The 18,611-nt window shown below is 65.7% G+C and carries 16 protein-coding genes; 11 read left to right on the top strand and 5 right to left on the bottom strand.

Annotated features, from left to right (window positions below; all coding sequences use genetic code 11):
• Positions 1 to 269: 269 nt before the first annotated feature.
• On the bottom strand, positions 270 to 653 hold the full coding sequence (locus SCI24_RS16425) for a hypothetical protein (protein WP_318726405.1): 384 nt from the start codon (positions 651 to 653) through the stop codon (positions 270 to 272).
• A 323-nt stretch (positions 654 to 976) separates the two neighbouring features.
• Between SCI24_RS16425 and SCI24_RS16420 the strand changes: the two genes are divergently transcribed.
• The 10 genes from SCI24_RS16420 (at position 977) to kduD (ending at position 10,558) form a co-directional block, all read left to right on the top strand.
• Complete coding sequence (locus tag SCI24_RS16420; RefSeq protein WP_318726404.1) at positions 977 to 1,996, top strand: substrate-binding domain-containing protein; 1,020 nt, start codon at positions 977 to 979, stop codon at positions 1,994 to 1,996.
• A gap of 99 nt (positions 1,997 to 2,095) precedes the next feature.
• Complete coding sequence (locus SCI24_RS16415) at positions 2,096 to 2,833, top strand: sugar phosphate isomerase/epimerase (RefSeq protein WP_318726403.1); 738 nt, start codon at positions 2,096 to 2,098, stop codon at positions 2,831 to 2,833.
• Between the two features lie 29 nt (positions 2,834 to 2,862).
• Complete coding sequence (locus SCI24_RS16410; protein WP_318726402.1) at positions 2,863 to 3,837, top strand: sugar kinase; 975 nt, start codon at positions 2,863 to 2,865, stop codon at positions 3,835 to 3,837.
• A gap of 10 nt (positions 3,838 to 3,847) precedes the next feature.
• Complete coding sequence (locus SCI24_RS16405; protein ID WP_318726401.1) at positions 3,848 to 4,837, top strand: D-glycerate dehydrogenase; 990 nt, start codon at positions 3,848 to 3,850, stop codon at positions 4,835 to 4,837.
• 90 nt (positions 4,838 to 4,927) lie between these two features.
• Positions 4,928 to 6,019 carry a LacI family DNA-binding transcriptional regulator gene (locus SCI24_RS16400; RefSeq protein WP_318726400.1) on the top strand — a complete coding sequence of 364 codons (1,092 nt, stop codon included), beginning with the start codon at positions 4,928 to 4,930 and terminating at the stop codon, positions 6,017 to 6,019.
• 64 nt (positions 6,020 to 6,083) lie between these two features.
• Positions 6,084 to 7,085, top strand: coding sequence for a TRAP transporter substrate-binding protein (locus SCI24_RS16395; protein ID WP_318726399.1), 1,002 nt, complete (start codon positions 6,084 to 6,086; stop codon positions 7,083 to 7,085).
• A 70-nt stretch (positions 7,086 to 7,155) separates the two neighbouring features.
• Positions 7,156 to 7,761 carry a TRAP transporter small permease gene (locus SCI24_RS16390; protein WP_318726398.1) on the top strand — a complete coding sequence of 202 codons (606 nt, stop codon included), beginning with the start codon at positions 7,156 to 7,158 and terminating at the stop codon, positions 7,759 to 7,761.
• Complete coding sequence (locus SCI24_RS16385) at positions 7,761 to 9,068, top strand: TRAP transporter large permease (RefSeq protein ID WP_318726397.1); 1,308 nt, start codon at positions 7,761 to 7,763, stop codon at positions 9,066 to 9,068. Before SCI24_RS16390 ends, SCI24_RS16385 begins: the two co-directional genes overlap by 1 nt.
• Positions 9,069 to 9,135: 67 nt before the next feature.
• A complete protein-coding gene (locus SCI24_RS16380; protein WP_318726396.1) occupies positions 9,136 to 9,819 on the top strand; it encodes an HAD-IA family hydrolase in 684 nt (227 codons plus the stop codon).
• On the top strand, positions 9,806 to 10,558 hold the full coding sequence (kduD, locus tag SCI24_RS16375; RefSeq protein ID WP_318726395.1) for a 2-dehydro-3-deoxy-D-gluconate 5-dehydrogenase KduD: 753 nt from the start codon (positions 9,806 to 9,808) through the stop codon (positions 10,556 to 10,558). The genes SCI24_RS16380 and kduD overlap by 14 nt, the downstream gene beginning before the upstream one ends.
• Positions 10,559 to 10,657: 99 nt before the next feature.
• Here kduD and uxuA read toward each other — a convergent pair whose 3' ends face one another.
• From uxuA to SCI24_RS16355, 4 genes are all read right to left on the bottom strand, one after another.
• On the bottom strand, positions 10,658 to 11,833 hold the full coding sequence (gene uxuA, locus SCI24_RS16370; protein WP_318726394.1) for a mannonate dehydratase: 1,176 nt from the start codon (positions 11,831 to 11,833) through the stop codon (positions 10,658 to 10,660).
• Positions 11,834 to 11,846: 13 nt separating this feature from the next.
• Positions 11,847 to 13,319 carry a mannitol dehydrogenase family protein gene (locus tag SCI24_RS16365; RefSeq protein WP_318726393.1) on the bottom strand — a complete coding sequence of 491 codons (1,473 nt, stop codon included), beginning with the start codon at positions 13,317 to 13,319 and terminating at the stop codon, positions 11,847 to 11,849.
• A gap of 262 nt (positions 13,320 to 13,581) precedes the next feature.
• The gene (locus SCI24_RS16360; RefSeq protein ID WP_318726392.1) at positions 13,582 to 15,387 is read right to left on the bottom strand and encodes an IlvD/Edd family dehydratase; all 1,806 of its coding nucleotides are present in this window, start codon (positions 15,385 to 15,387) and stop codon (positions 13,582 to 13,584) included.
• 47 nt (positions 15,388 to 15,434) lie between these two features.
• The gene (locus SCI24_RS16355; RefSeq protein WP_318726391.1) at positions 15,435 to 17,180 is read right to left on the bottom strand and encodes an IlvD/Edd family dehydratase; all 1,746 of its coding nucleotides are present in this window, start codon (positions 17,178 to 17,180) and stop codon (positions 15,435 to 15,437) included.
• Positions 17,181 to 17,380: 200 nt separating this feature from the next.
• On the opposite strand from SCI24_RS16355, the gene SCI24_RS16350 reads away from it, so the two are divergent.
• A complete protein-coding gene (locus SCI24_RS16350; protein WP_318726390.1) occupies positions 17,381 to 18,400 on the top strand; it encodes a TRAP transporter substrate-binding protein in 1,020 nt (339 codons plus the stop codon).
• The last annotated feature ends 211 nt before the right edge of the window (positions 18,401 to 18,611 follow it).

The following is an 18,611-nucleotide window of genomic DNA, read 5'->3' as shown; positions in this document are numbered from 1 at the left end:
TCGACGGACAGCGCGGCGAAGGCGCGCGCCGGGGCGACGAACATGGACTCGAACTGGGCGGTGTCGAACTGCTTGGTATCGAATGCGAATGCGTTGGTCATGATAAGAACCTCCTGGGCTCTGAATGCGATGGAACGGGAGATCCCGCTCTGCTGCACTGCACAATAGCAGGGATTATTGTGCAGTGCAACATAGCCCGGGGACAGGACTGCCGCCCTGGGTCCGCCAGGAATCCAGCGCCCGGCCATGGGCGTTTCGACCGGCGAGACTCACAGATGGTCACGGGGGATGACCTCGTTCCAGGTACGGGAGAAGACCCGCTCGTCGCCTTCGTAGGCATCCAGGGTGGCATTGAGATGGAAGTGGCTGGCCGTGCTGGTCATCACCGTGCGTGTGACGATATCCACCCGCCAATCGCCGCGCTCGAACCTGCGCCGATTGATGACCTCGCCGCTCACCGTGGCGTAGTCGTCGTTGGCCTGGGAGTAGCGTTCGGCGACGTCATAGCCGAGCGTCAGGCCCAGGTCGTCGAGGCGCCAGCTGCCATCGTTGTCGATGATCCCGAGCGTGGCCTCGTTGGTGGCCAAGTTGCAGAGCACCGTCCATTCCCGATGGGCCGGGACAAGCAGCGTGGTGGCCGGGCCTGGCGGCATGCGGGGCTCACCGAGACCGGGCAGGGTCCTGTCCGCGCCCCGTCGGGGACGCTGAGGCAGGGCCAAGCGACAGCCTCGCGGATGGAGCGTCAACGTCGCCGGAGACGGCGACGGCCAGGCCAGCGGCCAGTACGAGGAGGAGGAGGAGAGCGCCACGCGGATGCGGTTGCCCGCGGGGAAGCACTGGGCCACTGGGTCTCGGCGACCCACCGCCCGGCCGGGCGGTGGTGTTGCACTAGAATCTCTCGGTATAAAGATGTGCATTTGCCTTACCTTCAAGTGGCGCATACGATGGGAACGATTCCATATGCAGATTTCCACCGATGCCAACGGACCACAAACACTCGACGATTCTCGAGGTCGCGCGGGAGGCCGGCGCTTCCAAGACCAGCGTCTCCCGCTACTTCGGCGGCGAACGCGCGCGGCTCTCCCGGGAGCTACAGTGCCGTATCGCCGATGCATCCCGCCGCCTGGGCTATCGCCCCAACCAGATGGCCCGAGGCCTCAAAGGCGGGCGCTCTAGGCTACTCGGCATGCTAGTGGCGGACATCCGCAACCCCTTCTCGGTGGCGGTGATGCACGGGGTGGAGCAGGCCTGTCGCGAGCACGGCCTGTCGCTTCTCGTCTGCAACACCGACAACGACCCCGCCCAGGAGCGCGCCCACCTGGCGCTACTCGCCTCCTACCGTGTCGAGGGGCTGGTGATCAACGCCGCCGGCAGCCCTGACCGTGAACTGCAGGCGCTGGTCGAACAGGGTATGCCCTTGGTGATGCTCGACCGTGAGCTGGGCGAAGTGGAGGCCGAAGTGGTGGGCCTCGACAACGCCAGGGCCCTCGACCTGGCCTTGGACCATCTCCAGGCCCAAGGGTATGGCGAACTGCTCTATCTCAGCGAGCCCCCAGAACAAGCCAGCCCCCGCCAGGCGCGTCTGAAGCGCTTCCAACAGGGGGTTGCGGCGCGCGGCCTGGCCGGTGAGGCGTATTGCCAACCCCTTGATGAGCAAGAGGCTCTGCACTGCACCATCGGCGACTTCCTGGCCTGTCCTGGTACGACACCCCGGGCTCTGCTGTGTGCCAACGGCAAAGCCACACTTGCGGCCACCCGGGCCCTGCAAGCCCACGGTGCCCGCCTGGGCGACACCGGACTGCTGGGCATCGACGAACTCGACTGGTGCGCGCTAGTAGGCCCTGGCATCACCACGCTGGCTCAGCCCACCGAGGCGATCGGTCGCGCCGCGGTGGAATGCCTGATGCGGCGTCGCGAAAGTGGCAATCACACGACGCCGTCGCGCCGCGTGCATTTCCAGGCAAGTCTGATCCCGCGCGGCTCCACCTGCCGCTGAGCCCCACCCATTCAGGAGTCCCCCATGTCTGCCCCCTCCTCCAGCCCTCCAATGGCACCGTTCCCATTATTACTGTCCGGCGAGATGGATGCCCCCGCCGTGCTGGTATCCACCTCCGCCTATGGTCAGAACCTGATCGCCGCCCGCGGCCAGGCCGCGGTGCTACCGTGGCTCACCGCGGCCGGGGCCGATGGCGTGGAGATCCGCCGCGAGCTGTTGCCGGAGGACTTCACGGATTTCATCGGCCTGGGCCAGGCATGTGCCGGGCAGGGCCTGGCGGTCGTCTACTCCGCCCCCGGTGGGCTCTGGGAGGCTAGCGGGCTCACGGTGTGCCTGGACCAGCGCCTGGACGAAGCCGCCGCTCTGGGCGCGATCGCGATCAAAGTCTCTCTGGGCCACTACCCTGGCGGGAGCCTGGTCGACTGGGCGGCACTTCGCGACCGTTTGAACGACTTTCCACCGCTGCTGGTAGAGAACGACCAGACCCCCGAGGGCGGCACACCGGAGCACCTGGCCGCCTGCCTGGAGGACGCCGCAGCCGCAGGATGCTCGCTGGGCATGACCTTCGACATCGGTAACTGGCACTGGACCAACAGTAACCCGCTGGACGCCGCCCGGCGCCTGGGCCCCTTCGTGCGCTATCTACACTGCAAGGGCATCGTGCACGATGGAGGACGTCTCGGGGCCGGCGTACCCCACGACGGCGAACTCTCTGCCTGGAAGGCACTGCTGGCACACCTGTCGAGCGGCCTGCCGCGCGCCATCGAATACCCCCTGCAGGGCCAGGACCCGGTGGCCCTCACCGCCGAACAACTGGCGCGACTGCGCCGCCTCTGACATACCACCCACTACCACAGGAGACTGCCATGACTCAGCCTTCCGCCCCTCCTGAGATCCTCGCCTTCGGCGAGGCCATGACGATGTTCGTCGCCGAGGCCCCCGGCGAACTGGCTGCCGTCGAGCACTTCCAGCGCCGTATCGCCGGCGCCGACACCAACGTGGCCATCGGCCTGGCCCGGTTGGGCTTTCATGTGGGTTGGTTGAGCCGGGTCGGGGACGATGGCTTCGGCACCTTCATTCGCCGTGCCCTGGAAGCCGAGGGGCTAGACTGCCGCCACCTGCGCACCGACGCCGACCATTCCACCGGCCTGGTATTCAAGGAGCTCGCCCAGGGCGGCGCCGACCCCCACGTGGAGTACTTCCGCCGTGGCAGTGCCGCCAGCCACCTGGCACCGACCGATGCCGACGATGTGGACTTCTCGGCGCTGCGCCACCTGCACGCCACCGGCATCCCCCCGGCGCTCTCGACGAGCAGCCGCGAGCTGGCAGAAACCATCCTCGAGCGGGCACGAAACGCCGGCGCCAGTCTCTCCTTCGATCCAAACCTGCGACCCAGCCTGTGGCACAGCGAAGCCGAGATGCGCGACACCCTCAACGCCCTGGCGTCGCGCACCGACTGGGTGCTGCCCGGCCTGGCCGAGGGCCGTCTGCTGACCGGCCGTGACAGCCCCGAGGCAATCGCCGACTTCTACCTGGAGCGCGGCGCCCGCGGTGTGATGATCAAGCTAGGCCCCCAAGGTAGCTACTATCGGGGGAACCCGGGCGGCGCCGAGGACAGCTTCACCGTACCCGGCGTACCGGTGGCCAAGGTGATCGACACCGTAGGCGCCGGCGACGGCTTCGCGGTGGGGGTGATCAGCGCCCTGCTCGACGGCCTCTCCCCCCGCGAGGCGCTGAGCCGCGGCAACCTGATTGGCGCCCTGGCGGTTCAGGTACGCGGCGACATGGAGGGTCTGCCCGACCGCACCCGCCTCAACGAACTGGCATCCACCCCGCAATGAGGAGTTCGACATGAAGAAGCGCATCCTGGCCTATGGCCGCCTGAGCGAGGCCCAGATGGCCCAATTGTCCCGTGAGTTCGAGGTCCAGCAGTTCCATGGCCTCGCCTCTGCGGATGACCCGGAGTTTCGCGCCGCCCTGCCCGGCGCCCACGGACTGATCGGCTCGAGCGTGGCGATCCCCGCCGAGTTGCTCGATGACGCTCCCAATCTCGAGGCCATCGCCAGCATCTCGGTGGGCTACGACAGCTATGCGGTGGAAGCGCTGAGCCAGCGTGGCATCCTGCTCTGCAATACCCCCGACGTGCTCACCGAGACCACCGCCGACACCGGCTTCGCGCTGATCATGGCCACCGCCCGCCGGGTGGTGGAACTGGCCGACTTCGTCAAGCGCGGCGACTGGCAGAAGAGCATCGGGCCCGAGCAATTCGGCAGCGACGTGCACGGCAAGACCCTCGGCATGGTGGGCTTCGGACGCATCGGCGCCGCCGTGGCCAGGCGCGGCGCCCTGGGCTTCGGCATGCGGGTGCGCTACGCCATGGCCTCGCCCAAGCCGGCCCTGGAGGCCGAGCTGGGTGCCGAGCGCCGCGAACTCGACGAACTGCTCGCCGAGTCCGACTTCGTCTGCGTTACCGTGCCCCTCTCCGAGGCCACCCGTCACCTGATCGGCGCCCACGAACTCACCCGCATGAAGTCCTCGGCGATCCTGGTCAACATCGCCCGGGGCCCGGTAGTGGACGAGGCGGCCCTGATTGAAGCGCTGGAGATGGGTCACATCCGCGCCGCCGGTCTCGACGTCTTCGAGCGGGAACCGCTGTCGCCGGAGTCGCCCCTGCCGCACATGGCCAACGTGGTCGCCCTGCCTCACATCGGCTCGGCGACACACGAGACCCGCGACGCCATGGCCCAGCGGGCGGTGGACAACCTCATCCTGGCACTTTCCGGCGAGCGCCCCATCAGCCTGGTCAATGAAGATGCCTGGGAGAATCGTCACAACGCCTGATCGAACGATCTTAGACTAAAGACGATTGGTAGGAAGACGACGTCTCGGCTAAGTTTTAGATCAATCCAAAAATGCCACGTAGGAGCCACCATGCGCCAGGATGCCTCGCCTCGCCAAGGGCAGCGCGACACCGCAAGCGTCACCCTGCAGGACATCGCCGCCCACGCCGGCGTGTCCCGCTCCACGGTGTCGCTGGTGCTGCGCGAGAGCCCGCTGGTGGCCGAGCGCACCCGGTCGAAGGTGCAGCGTTCGATCAAGACCCTGGGGTATGTCTACAACCGTGGCGCGGCCGCGCTGCGCGGCAGCCGCACATCGACCCTGGGGGTGGTGGTCTACGACATCGCCAACCCCTTCTTCGGAGCCATGGTGGCCGGTATCGACGCCGCCCTGAACCGTGAGGGCTACGTCTCCTTCCTGGCCAACAGCGAGGACTCCCCGGCACGCCAGCAACGCTTTCTGGAACGCATGCGCGAGCACCGCGTGGACGGCATCCTGCTGTGCCCCGCGGAAGGCACCGACCCCGCACTGATCGATACCCTCTCCTGCTGGGGCATGCCCTGCATCCAGGTGCTGCGCCATGTGGGCGAGCCACCCTTCGACTACGCCGGCACTGACTTCCATCAGGGGGTCTGCCAGGCCATGGACCACCTGGTGGCCCTCGGCCACCGGCGTATTGCCTTTCTCGGCGGCCACTACGAGCACTCGGCGACCCGCGAGCGCTGGCAGGGCTACCGGGAATCGCTGGAGCGCCACGGCCTCACCTACCAGCGCCTGCTGCGCTCCACCGTGACACGCCGCGACGGCGTCGCCATGATCCAGCAGTTGATGGCCGAATCGCCGGCGCCCAGCGCCGTGGTCTGCCATAACGATCTAGTGGCCTTCGGCGCCATGCTGGGCCTGAAGCGACTGGGGCTGGTACCCGGCACCGACTGCGCGGTGATCGGCACCGACGATGTCGAGGAGGCCTCCCTGGGTGACCCGGCACTGACCAGTGTCGCCACCCATCCTCATGCCATCGGCGAGGAGGCCGCGCGCTTGGCGTTGCGGCGAATCGCCAATCCAGAGGGCGCGCGGGAACAGGTCGTACTGGCGCCCCGACTGAAGGTTCGCGACTCCTGCGGAGCCACCCGGCCCGAGCCGGGCGCGACCTGGACCGAACCTTCCACCGGGGAGCACGCCTAGCGTTCCGCCCCACGCCAGACACACCCACTGACGCCCTGCGCGGCGACAACAAAAAGGAGTCATCATGACTCAGAAATGGATCGATCCAAACCGTACTGCCCGCGGCCTGCTGAGCACCGCTCTGCTGGCTACCGCCCTTGGTATCGCCGGCACGGCTCAGGCCGTCGACCTGCGCTTCGGCCACGGCGGCACCGAGGATACCGCCTACCATTTGGGGGCCGAGCGCTTCAAGGAACTGCTCGCCGAAGCCAGCGACGGCGAGATCGGTGTGGAAATTCTCGGCAACTCGGTACTGGGACACGAGACCGAGATGTTCGAGCAGCAGATGGCCGGCGCCCTGGACGTGTCGATCATCAACCCTGGCCTGATAACCGACTTTTCGCCCGTGGCCAACGTCTTCTCCATCCCCTTCCTGTACCGCGACGAGGAGCACTGGCAGGCCGTGCTCGACGGCGAAGTGGGGCGCGAGATCGCCGACCGCATCAGTGACGAGACCGACGTGCGTATCCTCGCCTTCTACGGCGGTGGCAAGCGCCAGATCGTCAGCACCGAACCGCTCGAAAGCCTCGACGACCTGGAAGGTCTGAAGCTGCGCACCAACCCGACCAAGCCGCTGATCACCGCTTGGGAAGCGCTGGGCGCCGACCCGACGGTAATGGAGTGGGAAGAGATCTACACCGGCTTGCAGGTTGGCGCCATCGACGGCCTGCTAAACGAAGCCGAGTGGATCCACCGCATGCGCTTTCATGAGGTGGCCCCGCACATCGGCCTCTCCGAGCACGACATCACAGTACGCCTGCTGACCATGTCGCAGATGTCCTGGGACCGGCTCTCCGAAGAGCAGCAGGAAATGGTGATGAGTGCCGCCGAGGAGTCCGCCGGCTACGCCCGTCAGGTGCAGTTGGAGCAGGACGCAGAAGCTCTCGACCTGCTGGTCGAGGAGGGTGCCACCCTGCACGAGCTGGATCGCCAAGCCATGATGGAGACCGTGGCCGGTCCGCTGGAGAGTGTCATCGAGGAGATGAACCTCACCGAGCTGCACCGCATGATCGTCGACGCCGAATGAATCGGCCCGGCGCCCGCCCGACCGGCGCGGGCGTCGGCTTCCCCCTCACCACCCTAGACAGGTAACCGCCATGTCCCTGCTGCTTCATGGCCTGGCCCGGCTCAACCGCCTCCTCGAGCGTCTGCTGCACGTGGTGCTGCTGGCCCTGGTGTTCACCTTCATCGTGCTGATCATCTACCAGGTGGTGAGCCGCAACCTGCCCTTCATGCCACGTATCTACTGGACCGAGGAGTTCAGTCGCTTCGCCTTCCAGTGGATGGTGATGCTGGGTGCCGCGGTAGGCGTTCTGCACGCCGACCATTTCGTTCTCGAGGCCTTCCCGCGCGGCTCGCGGGCAGACCTGGCCACCCGCTTGATCCGCGACCTCGCCTGTCTCGCGATCGGGGTGATCTTCCTGTTCCTCGGTCAGGAATTCGCCGCCTCGGGACTGCGCCGCAATGCTACCGCCTCGGGACTGTCGATGGTCTTCGTCTACTCCACCTTCGCCGTCAGCGGCGCCTTCATGGTGTTGTTCAGCCTCCAGCGCCTGCTGCACGCCACCCTGCACGGCATGGGCGACATGGAAGACGCGCTCAACACCCCCAACGAGATCGATGAGGTCCTCGACCACACCCCCCATGAGGGCGATCCCCTGAACCCGAACTCCCCCTCATCCCCGCCCGGAGGACGCTCCTGATGCTGTCGATGGACTGGGTCTTCCTGCTGCCCTGGCTGCTCTTCGCCCTGCTCGGCGTACTGATCATCGCCGGCGTGCCCATCGCCATGGCGCTGATCCTGACCGCCTTCGGGGTGATCTGGCTCGACCCACGACTCACCCACTGGGTCATGTTTCAGCGTATGTACAACGGCATGGACTCCTTCGTGCTGCTGGCCGTGCCGCTGTTCCTGCTGGCCGGCAACCTGATGAACGCCGCGCGCATCACCGACCGCCTGATCACCCTGTGCATGCTGCTGGTGGGCCACTTCAAGGGCGCCCTGGCCCACGTCAACGTCATGGTCAGCATGCTGTTCGCCGGTGTTTCGGGTTCCTCCACCGCCGACAGCGCTGGCGTGGGCACGGTACTGATACCGGCCATGAAGCGCGAGGGCTACCCGACGCACTTCGCCGTGGCGGTGACCGCCGCTTCCTCGGTGATGGGCATCATCATCCCACCCTCGATCAACATGATCGTCTGGGGTGCCCTGACCAACACCTCCATCGCCGGACTCTTCCTGGGCGGCATCCTGCCGGGCATCATGATCGGCGTGGCCCAGCTCGCCCTAAACCTGGGTTATGTACGCCGCTACCAGGTACCGGTCAGGAAGCGCGCCACCTTCAGAGAGCTGCTGCATTCCGGCAAGGATGGCCTGATGGCCGCCGGTATCCCGGTGGTGATCATCGGCGGCATCACCCTGGGGATCGTCACCCCCACCGAGGCGGCGATGATCGCCGTGCTCTACGCCCTGGCGCTGGGTTTTCTGATCTACCGGGAGCTGCGCCTGCGCGATGTGCTCGACGCCTCCACCGCCACGGTGCGACTCTGCTCGCTGTCGCTGTTCAGCCTGGTGGGGGCGGCGATCTTCGGCTATCTGATCAGCTTCTACCAGATTCCGCCCAAGCTGATGGCCGGGGTGAACATCACCGACCCCATCGTGCTGCTGCTGATCATGACCCTGGTGATGCTGGTGATCGGCACCTTCATGGACTCCCTGCCGGCCATGGCGATCATGGCACCGATCTTCCAGCCACTGGCCATGCAGGCGGGCATCCACCCGGTGCAGTTCGGGGTGATCGGCGTGATGGCCCTGGGCCTGGGGCTGATCACGCCTCCCTATGGCCTGTGCCTGATGATCTCGGCCAAGATCGGTGGCATCCCGCTACTCAAGGCACTGGGCACCACCCTGCTCTACCTGGCGGTGATGCTCGGGGTCATCCTGCTGCTGATCGTCTATCCCCAGCTGGTCCTGGCGATTCCCCGCCTCCTGGTGCCGGACTTCATCTGACCCACCCCGACGCCGGTCCCTGCTAAGATGGGCCGGCGTCTCTCCCTTCACCTACCGCGAGGCCCGCATGACCCCACCGCTCTGCCTGCTCTTCGACTCCGATGGCACCCTGGTCGACAGCGAGGTCCTGCTCGCCGACGTGATGGGCGACATCCTGCCAAGTTTCGAACTGCCCTTCTCCGCCCGGCAGTACCTGGAAGAGTTTCGCGGCGTGCGCTTCCAGACCATCATCGAGGCATTGGAGGAGCGCCATGGCACCCTTGCCGAGGGGCGTTTCCCGGCGCTGGAAGGTGAAATGCGTGCCCTGATGGAGAGACGCATGCGTGCCGAGTTGCTGCCCATCGACGGCATGCCGGAGGCCCTGGCGGCGCTGGCCGCTCACCCCAAGGCGGTGGTCTCCAATGGTCCGGCACGCAAGATCCACTGCGCCATGGAGAGCAGCGGACTGGCGTCCCACTTCGGCGAGAACCTCTACAGCGCCTACACCCTGAACGTCTGGAAGCCCGACCCCGGCCTCTACCTCAAGGCGGCCGAGGCCATGGGCCAGCCCCCCGAGCGCTGCGTGGTGATCGACGACGCCGCGGTGGGTGTGGCCGCGGGGCTGGCCGCCGGCATGAGGGTCATCCATCTCAACCGTTTCCCGGAGGAAGAGACAACGCCTGACGGCGCCGTCGCCATCCACCATGCCCGCGAGTTGCCCGAAGCAGTGGCTCGCCTCGACGCACAGGAGAATGCCCATGACCCGATTTGACCTGCATGGCCGAGTGGCCATGGTCACCGGCTGCAACAAGGGGCTCGGCCAGGGCCTGGCCGTGGCGCTCGCCGAAGCCGGCGCCGATATCGTCGGCGTTAGCCGTCGCCCTGCGGACGAGACCCGCACCCGCATCGAGGCGCTGGGGCGTCGCTATATCGGCATCGAGGCGGAACTGGGTCGCGATGCTCCAGCCGACATCGTCGAGCGTGCCATCGAGACGGCTGGGCAGCTCGACATCCTGGTCAACAACGCCGGGACCATCCGCCGCGCCCCCGCCCTGGAGTTCAGCGAGGACGACTGGGATGCCGTGGTCGACGTCAACCTCAAGGCAGCCTTCTTCCTCGCCCAAGCGGTGGCGCGCCACCTGGTGGAACGTGACGCGCCGGGTCGGATCGTCAACATCGCCTCGGTGCTCTCCTTCCAGGGCGGCATCCGCGTGCCCTCCTACACGGCCAGCAAGAGCGGAATCCTCGGGCTGACCCGGCTACTGGCCAACGAATGGGCCGCCCATGGCATCACCGTCAATGCCATCGCCCCGGGCTACATGGCCACCGACAACACTCAGGCCCTTCGCGAGGACGCGACCCGTAGCGCCGAGATTCTCGGACGCATACCAGCCGGGCGCTGGGGGACCCCGGAGGACCTGGCCGGCGCCATCATCTTCCTGTGCTCAGACGCAGCATCCTACGTCAATGGCCATGCCCTGGCGGTAGATGGCGGCTGGCTGGCCCGCTGAGGCAGGTAGACCTCCATCGAGCGTATCAATGACGCCATCGCAACAGCCCCGCCGATTTCACCTGGCGGGGCCGTTTCTTGGTGGTGAGCGGCGCTGGAATCAGGTGAGGCGACGCACCGCCAACTCCACCCCGCGCAGTTCGGCCAGGCCACGTAGCCGACCATAGAGGGGATAGCCCGGAGCAGTGTCGCGGTGGCGATCGTCGAGGATATGGTGGCCGTGGTCAGGACGCAGCGGCAGGCGCGGGCCACCCTCCCGCTCACGGCGACGCTCCTCCTCCACCAGCGCCTGGATCACCGCCACCATGTCAACGTCGCCCTCGAGATGCGGTGCCTCATGGAAGGAGCGAGGATCCGCTGACTCGCGTTTCGTCGAGCGCAGGTGGGCAAAATGGATCTTGGGCCCGAAACGCCGGGCCATGTTGGCCAGGTCGATGTCGGCGCGTACCCCGTAGGAGCCGGTGCACAGCGTCAGGCCGTTGGCCGAGCTCGGCACGGCGTCCAGGAGCCACCGGGCGTCCTCCGGCGTGGAGACCACTCTCGGCAGACCCAGCATTGGCCGCGGCGGATCGTCGGGGTGGATTGCCATGCGGATCCCCACTTCCTCGGCCACCGGGATCACCGCACGCAGGAAGTAGCCAAGATGCTCACGCAGCCGATCGGCGTCAATGTCAGCATATTCGGCCAGCACTGCCCTGAACTGTTCCAGCGTGTAGTGTTCTTCGGCGCCCGGCAGGCCAGCGATCAGGGTATTGACCAACCTGTCGCGACCGGCCGTATCAAGGCCATCGAGGAAATGCCTGGCCTCTACCTGTTCATCCTCACCGTACTCCGCTTCGGCGCCGGGGCGCTCGAGGAGGTAGAGATCGAAGGCGGCGAAAGCCACTTGGTCGAACCGCAACGCCAGTGCCCCGTCCGGCAATGACCATGCGAGGTCGGTGCGAGTCCAGTCGAGCACCGGCATGAAGTTGTAGCAGACGGTGTCGATCCCGCAGGCCGCCAGGTTCCGTAGGGTCTGGCAGTAAGTGGCGATCAGGGCATCGCGTTCGGGCCTGCCCTGCTTGATCGCTTCGGGGACCGGCACGCTCTCCACCACCGTCCAGGTCAGGCCGGCGACCTCGATCAGCGCCTTGCGCTCGCGGATCGCCTCCGGCGACCAGGCTTCATCGTTGGGCACCTCGTGCAACGCCGTGACGATGCCGGTGGCACCGGTCTGGCGGATCTCGTCGAGACGGATAGGGTCCTTCGGGCCGAACCAGCGCCAGGAAGGTTCCATGCAGAATCTCCTTTCAGCATTGCAACAGGGTGGCGAGCGTTCCATCGAGGCCCTGTTCGGTCAGGGAACGGTAGGCCGTGAGCACTTCGTCGGAGAAGGAGGCGTCAGCCGCCAGGGCCGGCGGCACCACGTCGTCCATCGCCAGGAAGGCGGTGACCAACGCCCCGGGGGCCTGGCCATGACGCGCGTGGAGCTCGGCGAAGCGCGGCGCCAAGGGGTCGTCCACTGTATAGGATTGCCCCTGTCGATCCCTGCCGGCGGTATAGCGGATCCAGGCGGCCAAGCCCAGCGCCGTGCAGGGCGTCGCCAACCCAGATTCGCGGCGTACCTGGGTACCTTGCAGCCAGCGCTGCGGCAGCTTCTGGCTGCCATCCATGGCGATCTGGTGTAGCCGGTGGCGCAAGCTGTCATTGGCAAAGCGCGCCAGCAACGAATCGGCATAGGCCTCGAGGTCAGTGCCTTCGGGCATGGCCAGCGTCGGCGCCGCCTCCTCCCGCATGTAGCGGTGCAACAGCGCGCGCAAATCGTCGCGGCTCACCGCCTCATACACTGTCTCGATCCCCTCCGGCGCGCCCAGGTAGGCCAGCAACGAATGGCTGCCATTGAGCATGCGCAGCTTCATGGTCTCATAGGGCGCCACGTCGGCGACCATCTCCACCCCCTCGGCCGCCCAGTCTGGTCGGCCGAGGGGGAAGCGGTCCTCCACTACCCACTGGGCAAAGGTCTCACAGACGACAGCATTGGCGTCCTGTACCCCCAGCTTGGAGAGTTGAGCGAAGTCCGCCTCGGTCATCGCCGGAACGATGCGGTCGACCATGCTGCAGGGAAAGGCCACCTCGGTGGCAATCCATTCGGCCAGCGCCAGGTCGCGGTGCTCGGCGAGCTGCACCACGGCATTGCGGGTGCGATGGCCATTGTCAGGCATGTTGTCGCAACTGAGCACCGCGAAAGGCGGCACGCCCGCATCACGCCGCCGCGCCAGCGCCTCCACCAGGATCCCAGGTGCAGTACGCGGCCATGTGGGCTCGGTGATGTCGGCGGCGATCATGGGGTCGCCAGCCAGCAGCTCGCCGCTGGCCGGGTTGAGGAAGTAGCCCTTCTCGGTGACGGTGAGGGTAACGATGCGGGTCTCGGGCGAGGCCAGACGCACTAGCAGGGCCTGGAGGTCACGCCCCCAATGCCCAGTGGCATCGCGGCCGGTGAACAGCGCTTCCTCAATCACCCCGATCTCGCGCAGGGTAACTGTCTCGCTGTCAGCATATTCGGCCACGTGATAACCAAGTCCTGCCGAGCGCAGGCCATCCACCAGGTCAATGCTCGACCGAAGGTTGGCACTGCTCACGCCCCAATGGGTATCGCCAGTACGCTGACGATACCGCTCGAGGTAGACCGCTTGCTGAGCGCGATGAAAGGCCCCCAGCCCCAGGTGAACCATCGCGATATGGCCATGGGCCTTGTGCTTGGGAATTCGTGTCACGTCAGGCATGAGGACCCTCTCACGGCTCAGTTTGCATTCGCTCAGACCTCCAGTGAGCGCGACACTCAGTGAATCTGGGTCTCGTCTCGCCGGCGACAGAAGCAGACAGGACTTCGGGTGCCGAAGCAAAGCCACTGCATACCCGAAGATGGCAGCGTGATGCGACAGGACCTTACCGCCACCCTGGTATGACACCATGACATTATGTTCATGGCAATGACAGGATGGGCGTTGCTGCCATGAGCTTCGCACCCTGCACGGCGAGATTCTGTCAGTGGTTATCCCTGGGGGGACTGCGGCGAGCCACATCGCGGTACTTGTCGGCGCCCCCCAGGATCATGCCGCGATCCAGCGGCTCCACCAGGGTTCGCTGAATCTCCTGCCAAGGGGTCTGGTGGTCGGGATAGCGGTAGCCGCCGTTTGCTTCCAGCCTTTGGCGGCGCGCCGCGAGCTCGGCATCGTCAATCAGCAGACGCACCTCGCCCTGAGCCAGATCCACGCGCAGCCAGTCACCGTCTTCGAGGAGTGCCAGGCCACCGCCGGTGGCCGCCTCGGGCGAGGCGTTGAGGATCGAGGGTGAGCCGGAGGTTCCCGACTGGCGACCGTCACCGAGGCACGGCAGCGACTCGATGCCGCGCTTGATCAGCGCCTCCGGCGGCTGCATGTTAACCACTTCGGCGCCGCCGGGATGACCGACCGGCCCGGCGCCGCGCATCACCAGGATGGTGCGCTCGTCGATCCCGAGCGCCGGGTCATCGATTCGCGCATGGTAGTCCTCCGAGCCGTCAAACACCGCCACCTTGCCCTCGAAGGCCTCGGGATCGTCCGGGTCGCTGAGGAAGCGTTGGCGGAAGTCCGTCGAGATCACGCTGGTCTTCATCAGCGCCGAGTCGAAGAGGTTTCCCTTGAGGTTGAGGAAGCCCGCATGCTCGACCAGCGGATTGTCGTAATGGCGAATCACCTCGGGGTCCTGGGTCTCGCGCCCTGTGCAGTTGGCGGCGAGCGTCTTACCGTTGATGGTGAGCGCCTCGCCGTGGAGCTGGCCGGCCCCCAGCAGCTCGCTCATGATGGCCGGCACGCCGCCTGCGCGATGGAACTCCTCGCCGAGGTAGGCGCCGGCCGGCATGACGTTGGCCAACAGCGGGATGGCGTGGCCCAAGCGCTGCCAGTCGTCGTTGTCCAGCTCGACACCGGCATGGCGGGCGATGGCGTTGACGTGGATGGGCGCGTTGGAGGACCCCCCCAGCGCCGAGCAGGTGACAATGGCGTTCTCGAAGGCCTCACGGGTGAGAATGTCGCTTGGCCGCAGATCCTCCCAGACCATCTCGACGACCCGCTCCCCGGTCTGGTAGGCGACCATTGCACGCTCTTTGTAGGGGCCGGGGATCATCGCCGAGCCAGGCAAACTCATGCCCAGCGCCTCGGCCATCGAGTTCATGGTCGAGGCGGTTCCCATGGTGTTGCAGTGGCCCACCGAGGGGGCAGAATCCGTGATTCGTGACAGGAACTCGGTGTAGTCGATATCGCCGGCAGCCAGCCGCTTGCGCAGCTCCCAGACGATCGTGCCCGACCCGACTCGCTCGGCACCTCGCCAGCCGTTGAGCATAGGCCCACCGGAGAGCACGATGGCCGGGATGTTCACCGTGGCCGCAGCCATCAGTGCCGCGGGAGTGGTCTTGTCGCAGCCGGTTGTCAGCACCACGCCGTCCAGCGGATAACCGTGCAGCACCTCGACCAGGCCCAGATAGGCCAGGTTCCGGTCCAGCGCCGCAGTAGGACGACGCACATTCTCGTGGATCGGGTGCATGGGAAACTCGAAGGGCACCCCACCGGCTGCACGGATGCCGTCCTTGACCCGCTTGACCAGTTCGATGTGGTGGCGATTGCACGGCGTCAGGTCGGAGCCCGACTGGCAGATGCCGATGATCGGTTTGCCACCGGTGAGCTCCTCCAGAGTAATCCCCTGGTTCATATAGCGCTCGATGCACAGTGCCGTCGTCCCGGGGTGGTCAGGATTGTCGAACCACCAGCGCGAGCGCAGCTGATCGGGGGTAATGCGGGGTTGGCTACTACTCATGTGAGCTCCTGGGAGGAAAAGTGGCATGCCTTCAGAATGCATAGTGGTCAGTGCGAGTGGCGCGGCACCTCAGCGCCTCGACAGCCCACAAGAAAGTCGAAATCGCACCCCTCGTCCGCTTGCAGCACATGCTCGATATAGAGCTGACGGTAGCCTCCGTCGCTGGCAATCTTTCGTGATGCTTCAGTCGGGTCACTCTCCGCCAGGCGAGCGGTGAGCTCCGCGTCATCAATGTCCAGGTGCAGTTTCCCGGCATAGGCGTCGAGCTCGATCCAGTCCCCGTTTTTGACGGCGGCCAGCGGGCCGCCAGCGGCGGCTTCGGGAGCGACATGCAGCACCACGGTGCCATAGGCGGTGCCACTCATCCGCGCATCCGATATGCGCACCATGTCGGTGACGCCTTGGGCCAGCAGCTTGGATGGCAACCCCATGTTGCCCACCTCGGCCATGCCGTGGTAACCCCGTGGCCCGCAGTGCTTCATCACCAGGATGCTGTCGGCATCGACGTCGAGATCGGGGTCGTCGATTCGCGCCTTGTAGTCATCGAAGCCCTCGAACACCACTGCCCGACCGCGATGCTGCATCAGTTCGGGACTCGCCGCCGAGGGCTTGAGTACTGCCCCCTTCGGGGCCAGGTTGCCTTGCAGAACGCACATGCCGCCATCCTCACGCAACGGATTGTCGAGCGGGCGGATCACCTCTGCGTTGTAGAGCGGCGCATCATGCACGTTGTCCCACAGGGATCGGCCATTGACCGTCATCGCATCCTTGTGGGGCAGTCGGTCGGCCTCACCGAGTCGGCGCAGCACTGCCGGCAAGCCGCCAGCGTAGTAGAACTCTTCCATCAGGAAACGCCCCGACGGCTGAAGGTCGACGATGGTCGGCGTGCCGCGACCGATCCGCGTCCAGTCGTCGAGCGCCAGGTCGACGCCGATTCGCCCAGCGATGGCCTTGAGGTGAATGACCGCGTTGGTCGAGCCGCCGATGGCAGCATTGGTGCGGATGGCATTCTCGAAGGCTTCCCGGGTCAGCACCTTCGACAGCCTCAGGTCCTCGTCGACCATCTCGACGATACGATTACCGGAAAGGTGTGCCAGGACATAGCGCCGCGAATCCACCGCTGGTATCGCCGCATTGTGGGGCAACGACGTGCCCAGGGATTCCGCCATGCAGGCCATGGTCGATGCGGTACCCATGGTGTTGCAGGTACCCGCCGAGCGGGACATCCCTGCCTCGGCGGCCATGAAGTCGTGCAGTGATATCTCACCGGCCTTGACCTGCTCGGATAGCTGCCAGACCACGGTGCCCGAACCGATATCCTTGCCCTGGTGCTTGCCATTGAGCATGGGCCCGCCGGTCACCACGATCGTCGGGATGTCGCAGCTCGCCGCGCCCATCAGCAACGCCGGGGTGGTCTTGTCGCAGCCTACCAGCAGCACCACCGCGTCCATGGGATTGCCGCGGATGGCTTCCTCGACATCCATGCTCGCCAGGTTGCGCGTGAACATCGCCGTGGGCCGCAAGTTAGACTCGCCGTTAGAGAAGACCGGAAACTCCACCGGGAAGCCCCCTGCTTCGAGGATGCCCTGCTTGACGTGCTCCGCCAGCTTGCGGAAGTGGGCATTGCACGGTGTCAGCTCCGACCAGGTGTTGCAGATGCCGATGATCGGCTTGCCCTGAAACTCATGGTCGGGAATGCCTTGGTTCTTCATCCAGCTGCGATACATGAAGCCGTTCTTGTCGGCGTGGCCGAACCATTCGGCACTGCGCAGGGGGCGCTTGGGATCGGTCATTCTCTATTGCTCCTTGCCTGGGCGCAGCCAGCCGGCATGCACCTGGATGGTCGATTGCGACGAAGGTAACGCTTGACACTCGCATAGTCGATACATACGAAAGTATATGTTGAACAAATAGTGTAAATGTTCAACATTGTCGACGTCACATATGACCTCATGCCAGTACACAACCAACAACATCCCCTCTGGAGATCACCATGCTCAAACGCACGTCATGCCTGCTGCTCACTGGTTCAGCCCTGCTACTCGGCCTATCGACCGCCCAGGCGGCAGAGTATGAATGGAAATTCCAGGCCTCCGAGACCAGCGGCGAGCCCAGCTTCAAGATCAAGCAGGAGTGGGCGAACAAGGTCACGGAAATGACCAATGGCCGTGTCGAGATCGAAATCCTCCCGATCAACGCCATTGTCGGTCCGACCGAGACGCTCACCGCGGTGAGTTCTGGCATCCTCCAAGGCCACATGACCGATCCCAGCTACTTCTCCGGCCAGGATCCGGCCTTCGGCATGCTGGGCAACCTGGTCGGCGCCTGGCAGAACCCTTACGATTTCCTTGAGTACATGAAGTACGGTGGTGGCGAGGCGCTCTACAACGAGCTGGCCAACCCCTACGGCACCCAGTTGATCAGCGCGGCGACCTTCCCTCTCGAGTCCGTTCCCTCCACCGTGCCCATCGAGACCCTGGAGGACTTCGAGGGCCTCAAGATTCGCGCGCCCCAAGGTATGGTCTACAACATCTTCGAGCGCATCGGCGCCTCGCCGGTCAACCTGCCGGGCTCCGAGGTCTACACCGGCCTGGAGAAGGGGGTGATCGATGCCGCCGACTCCACGGTACTCTCCAACAATGACTCCATGGGGCTGCATGCCTTCGCACCGTACCCGCTCTATCCGGGCTTCCATTCCATGCCGATGATTGCCGTCTCCATGAACAAGGAGATCTGGGACGGACTACCTTCCGAACTCCAGACCACGCTTGAAGTTGCCTTCGATGGCATGGCCTATGACCTGATCGCGAGGCTCAAGGCACAGGACATCGAGACCCTTCAGAAGCTCAAGGAAGATCCCGACGTCCACCCCTATGATCTGCCGGCCGAAGAGCGCAAGAAGTTCCGCCAGGCCGCCGAGAAAGAGTGGGCCGAGTGGGCCGACGAGAACGAGATGACCCAGAAGATCTATGAATCCGCGACCGACTTCCTGCGCTCGCGCAACCTGCTCTGATCACCCGACCTTCGCGCACCACCGCCCGGGCCCACTGCGGCCCGGGCGGCATTTGATCGAGACACGCCATGCCCCATCCCTCATCCAACAACCGTGACCCCGCCGAGCTGATCGATCAGGCCGAGGAACTCGGCCCCGAACGCACCGCCCTGGACCGCCTGGTGGCCCGGAGCGCCCGCGGCGCCGCCTGGCTGGTGCTGATCGCCATGGG

This window comes from Halomonas sp. (genome assembly GCF_033549285.1).
Lineage (GTDB): Bacteria > Pseudomonadota > Gammaproteobacteria > Pseudomonadales > Halomonadaceae > Halomonas.
Note: the sequence above shows the minus strand (reverse complement) of the source record. Positions and strands in the feature narration are given on the sequence as shown.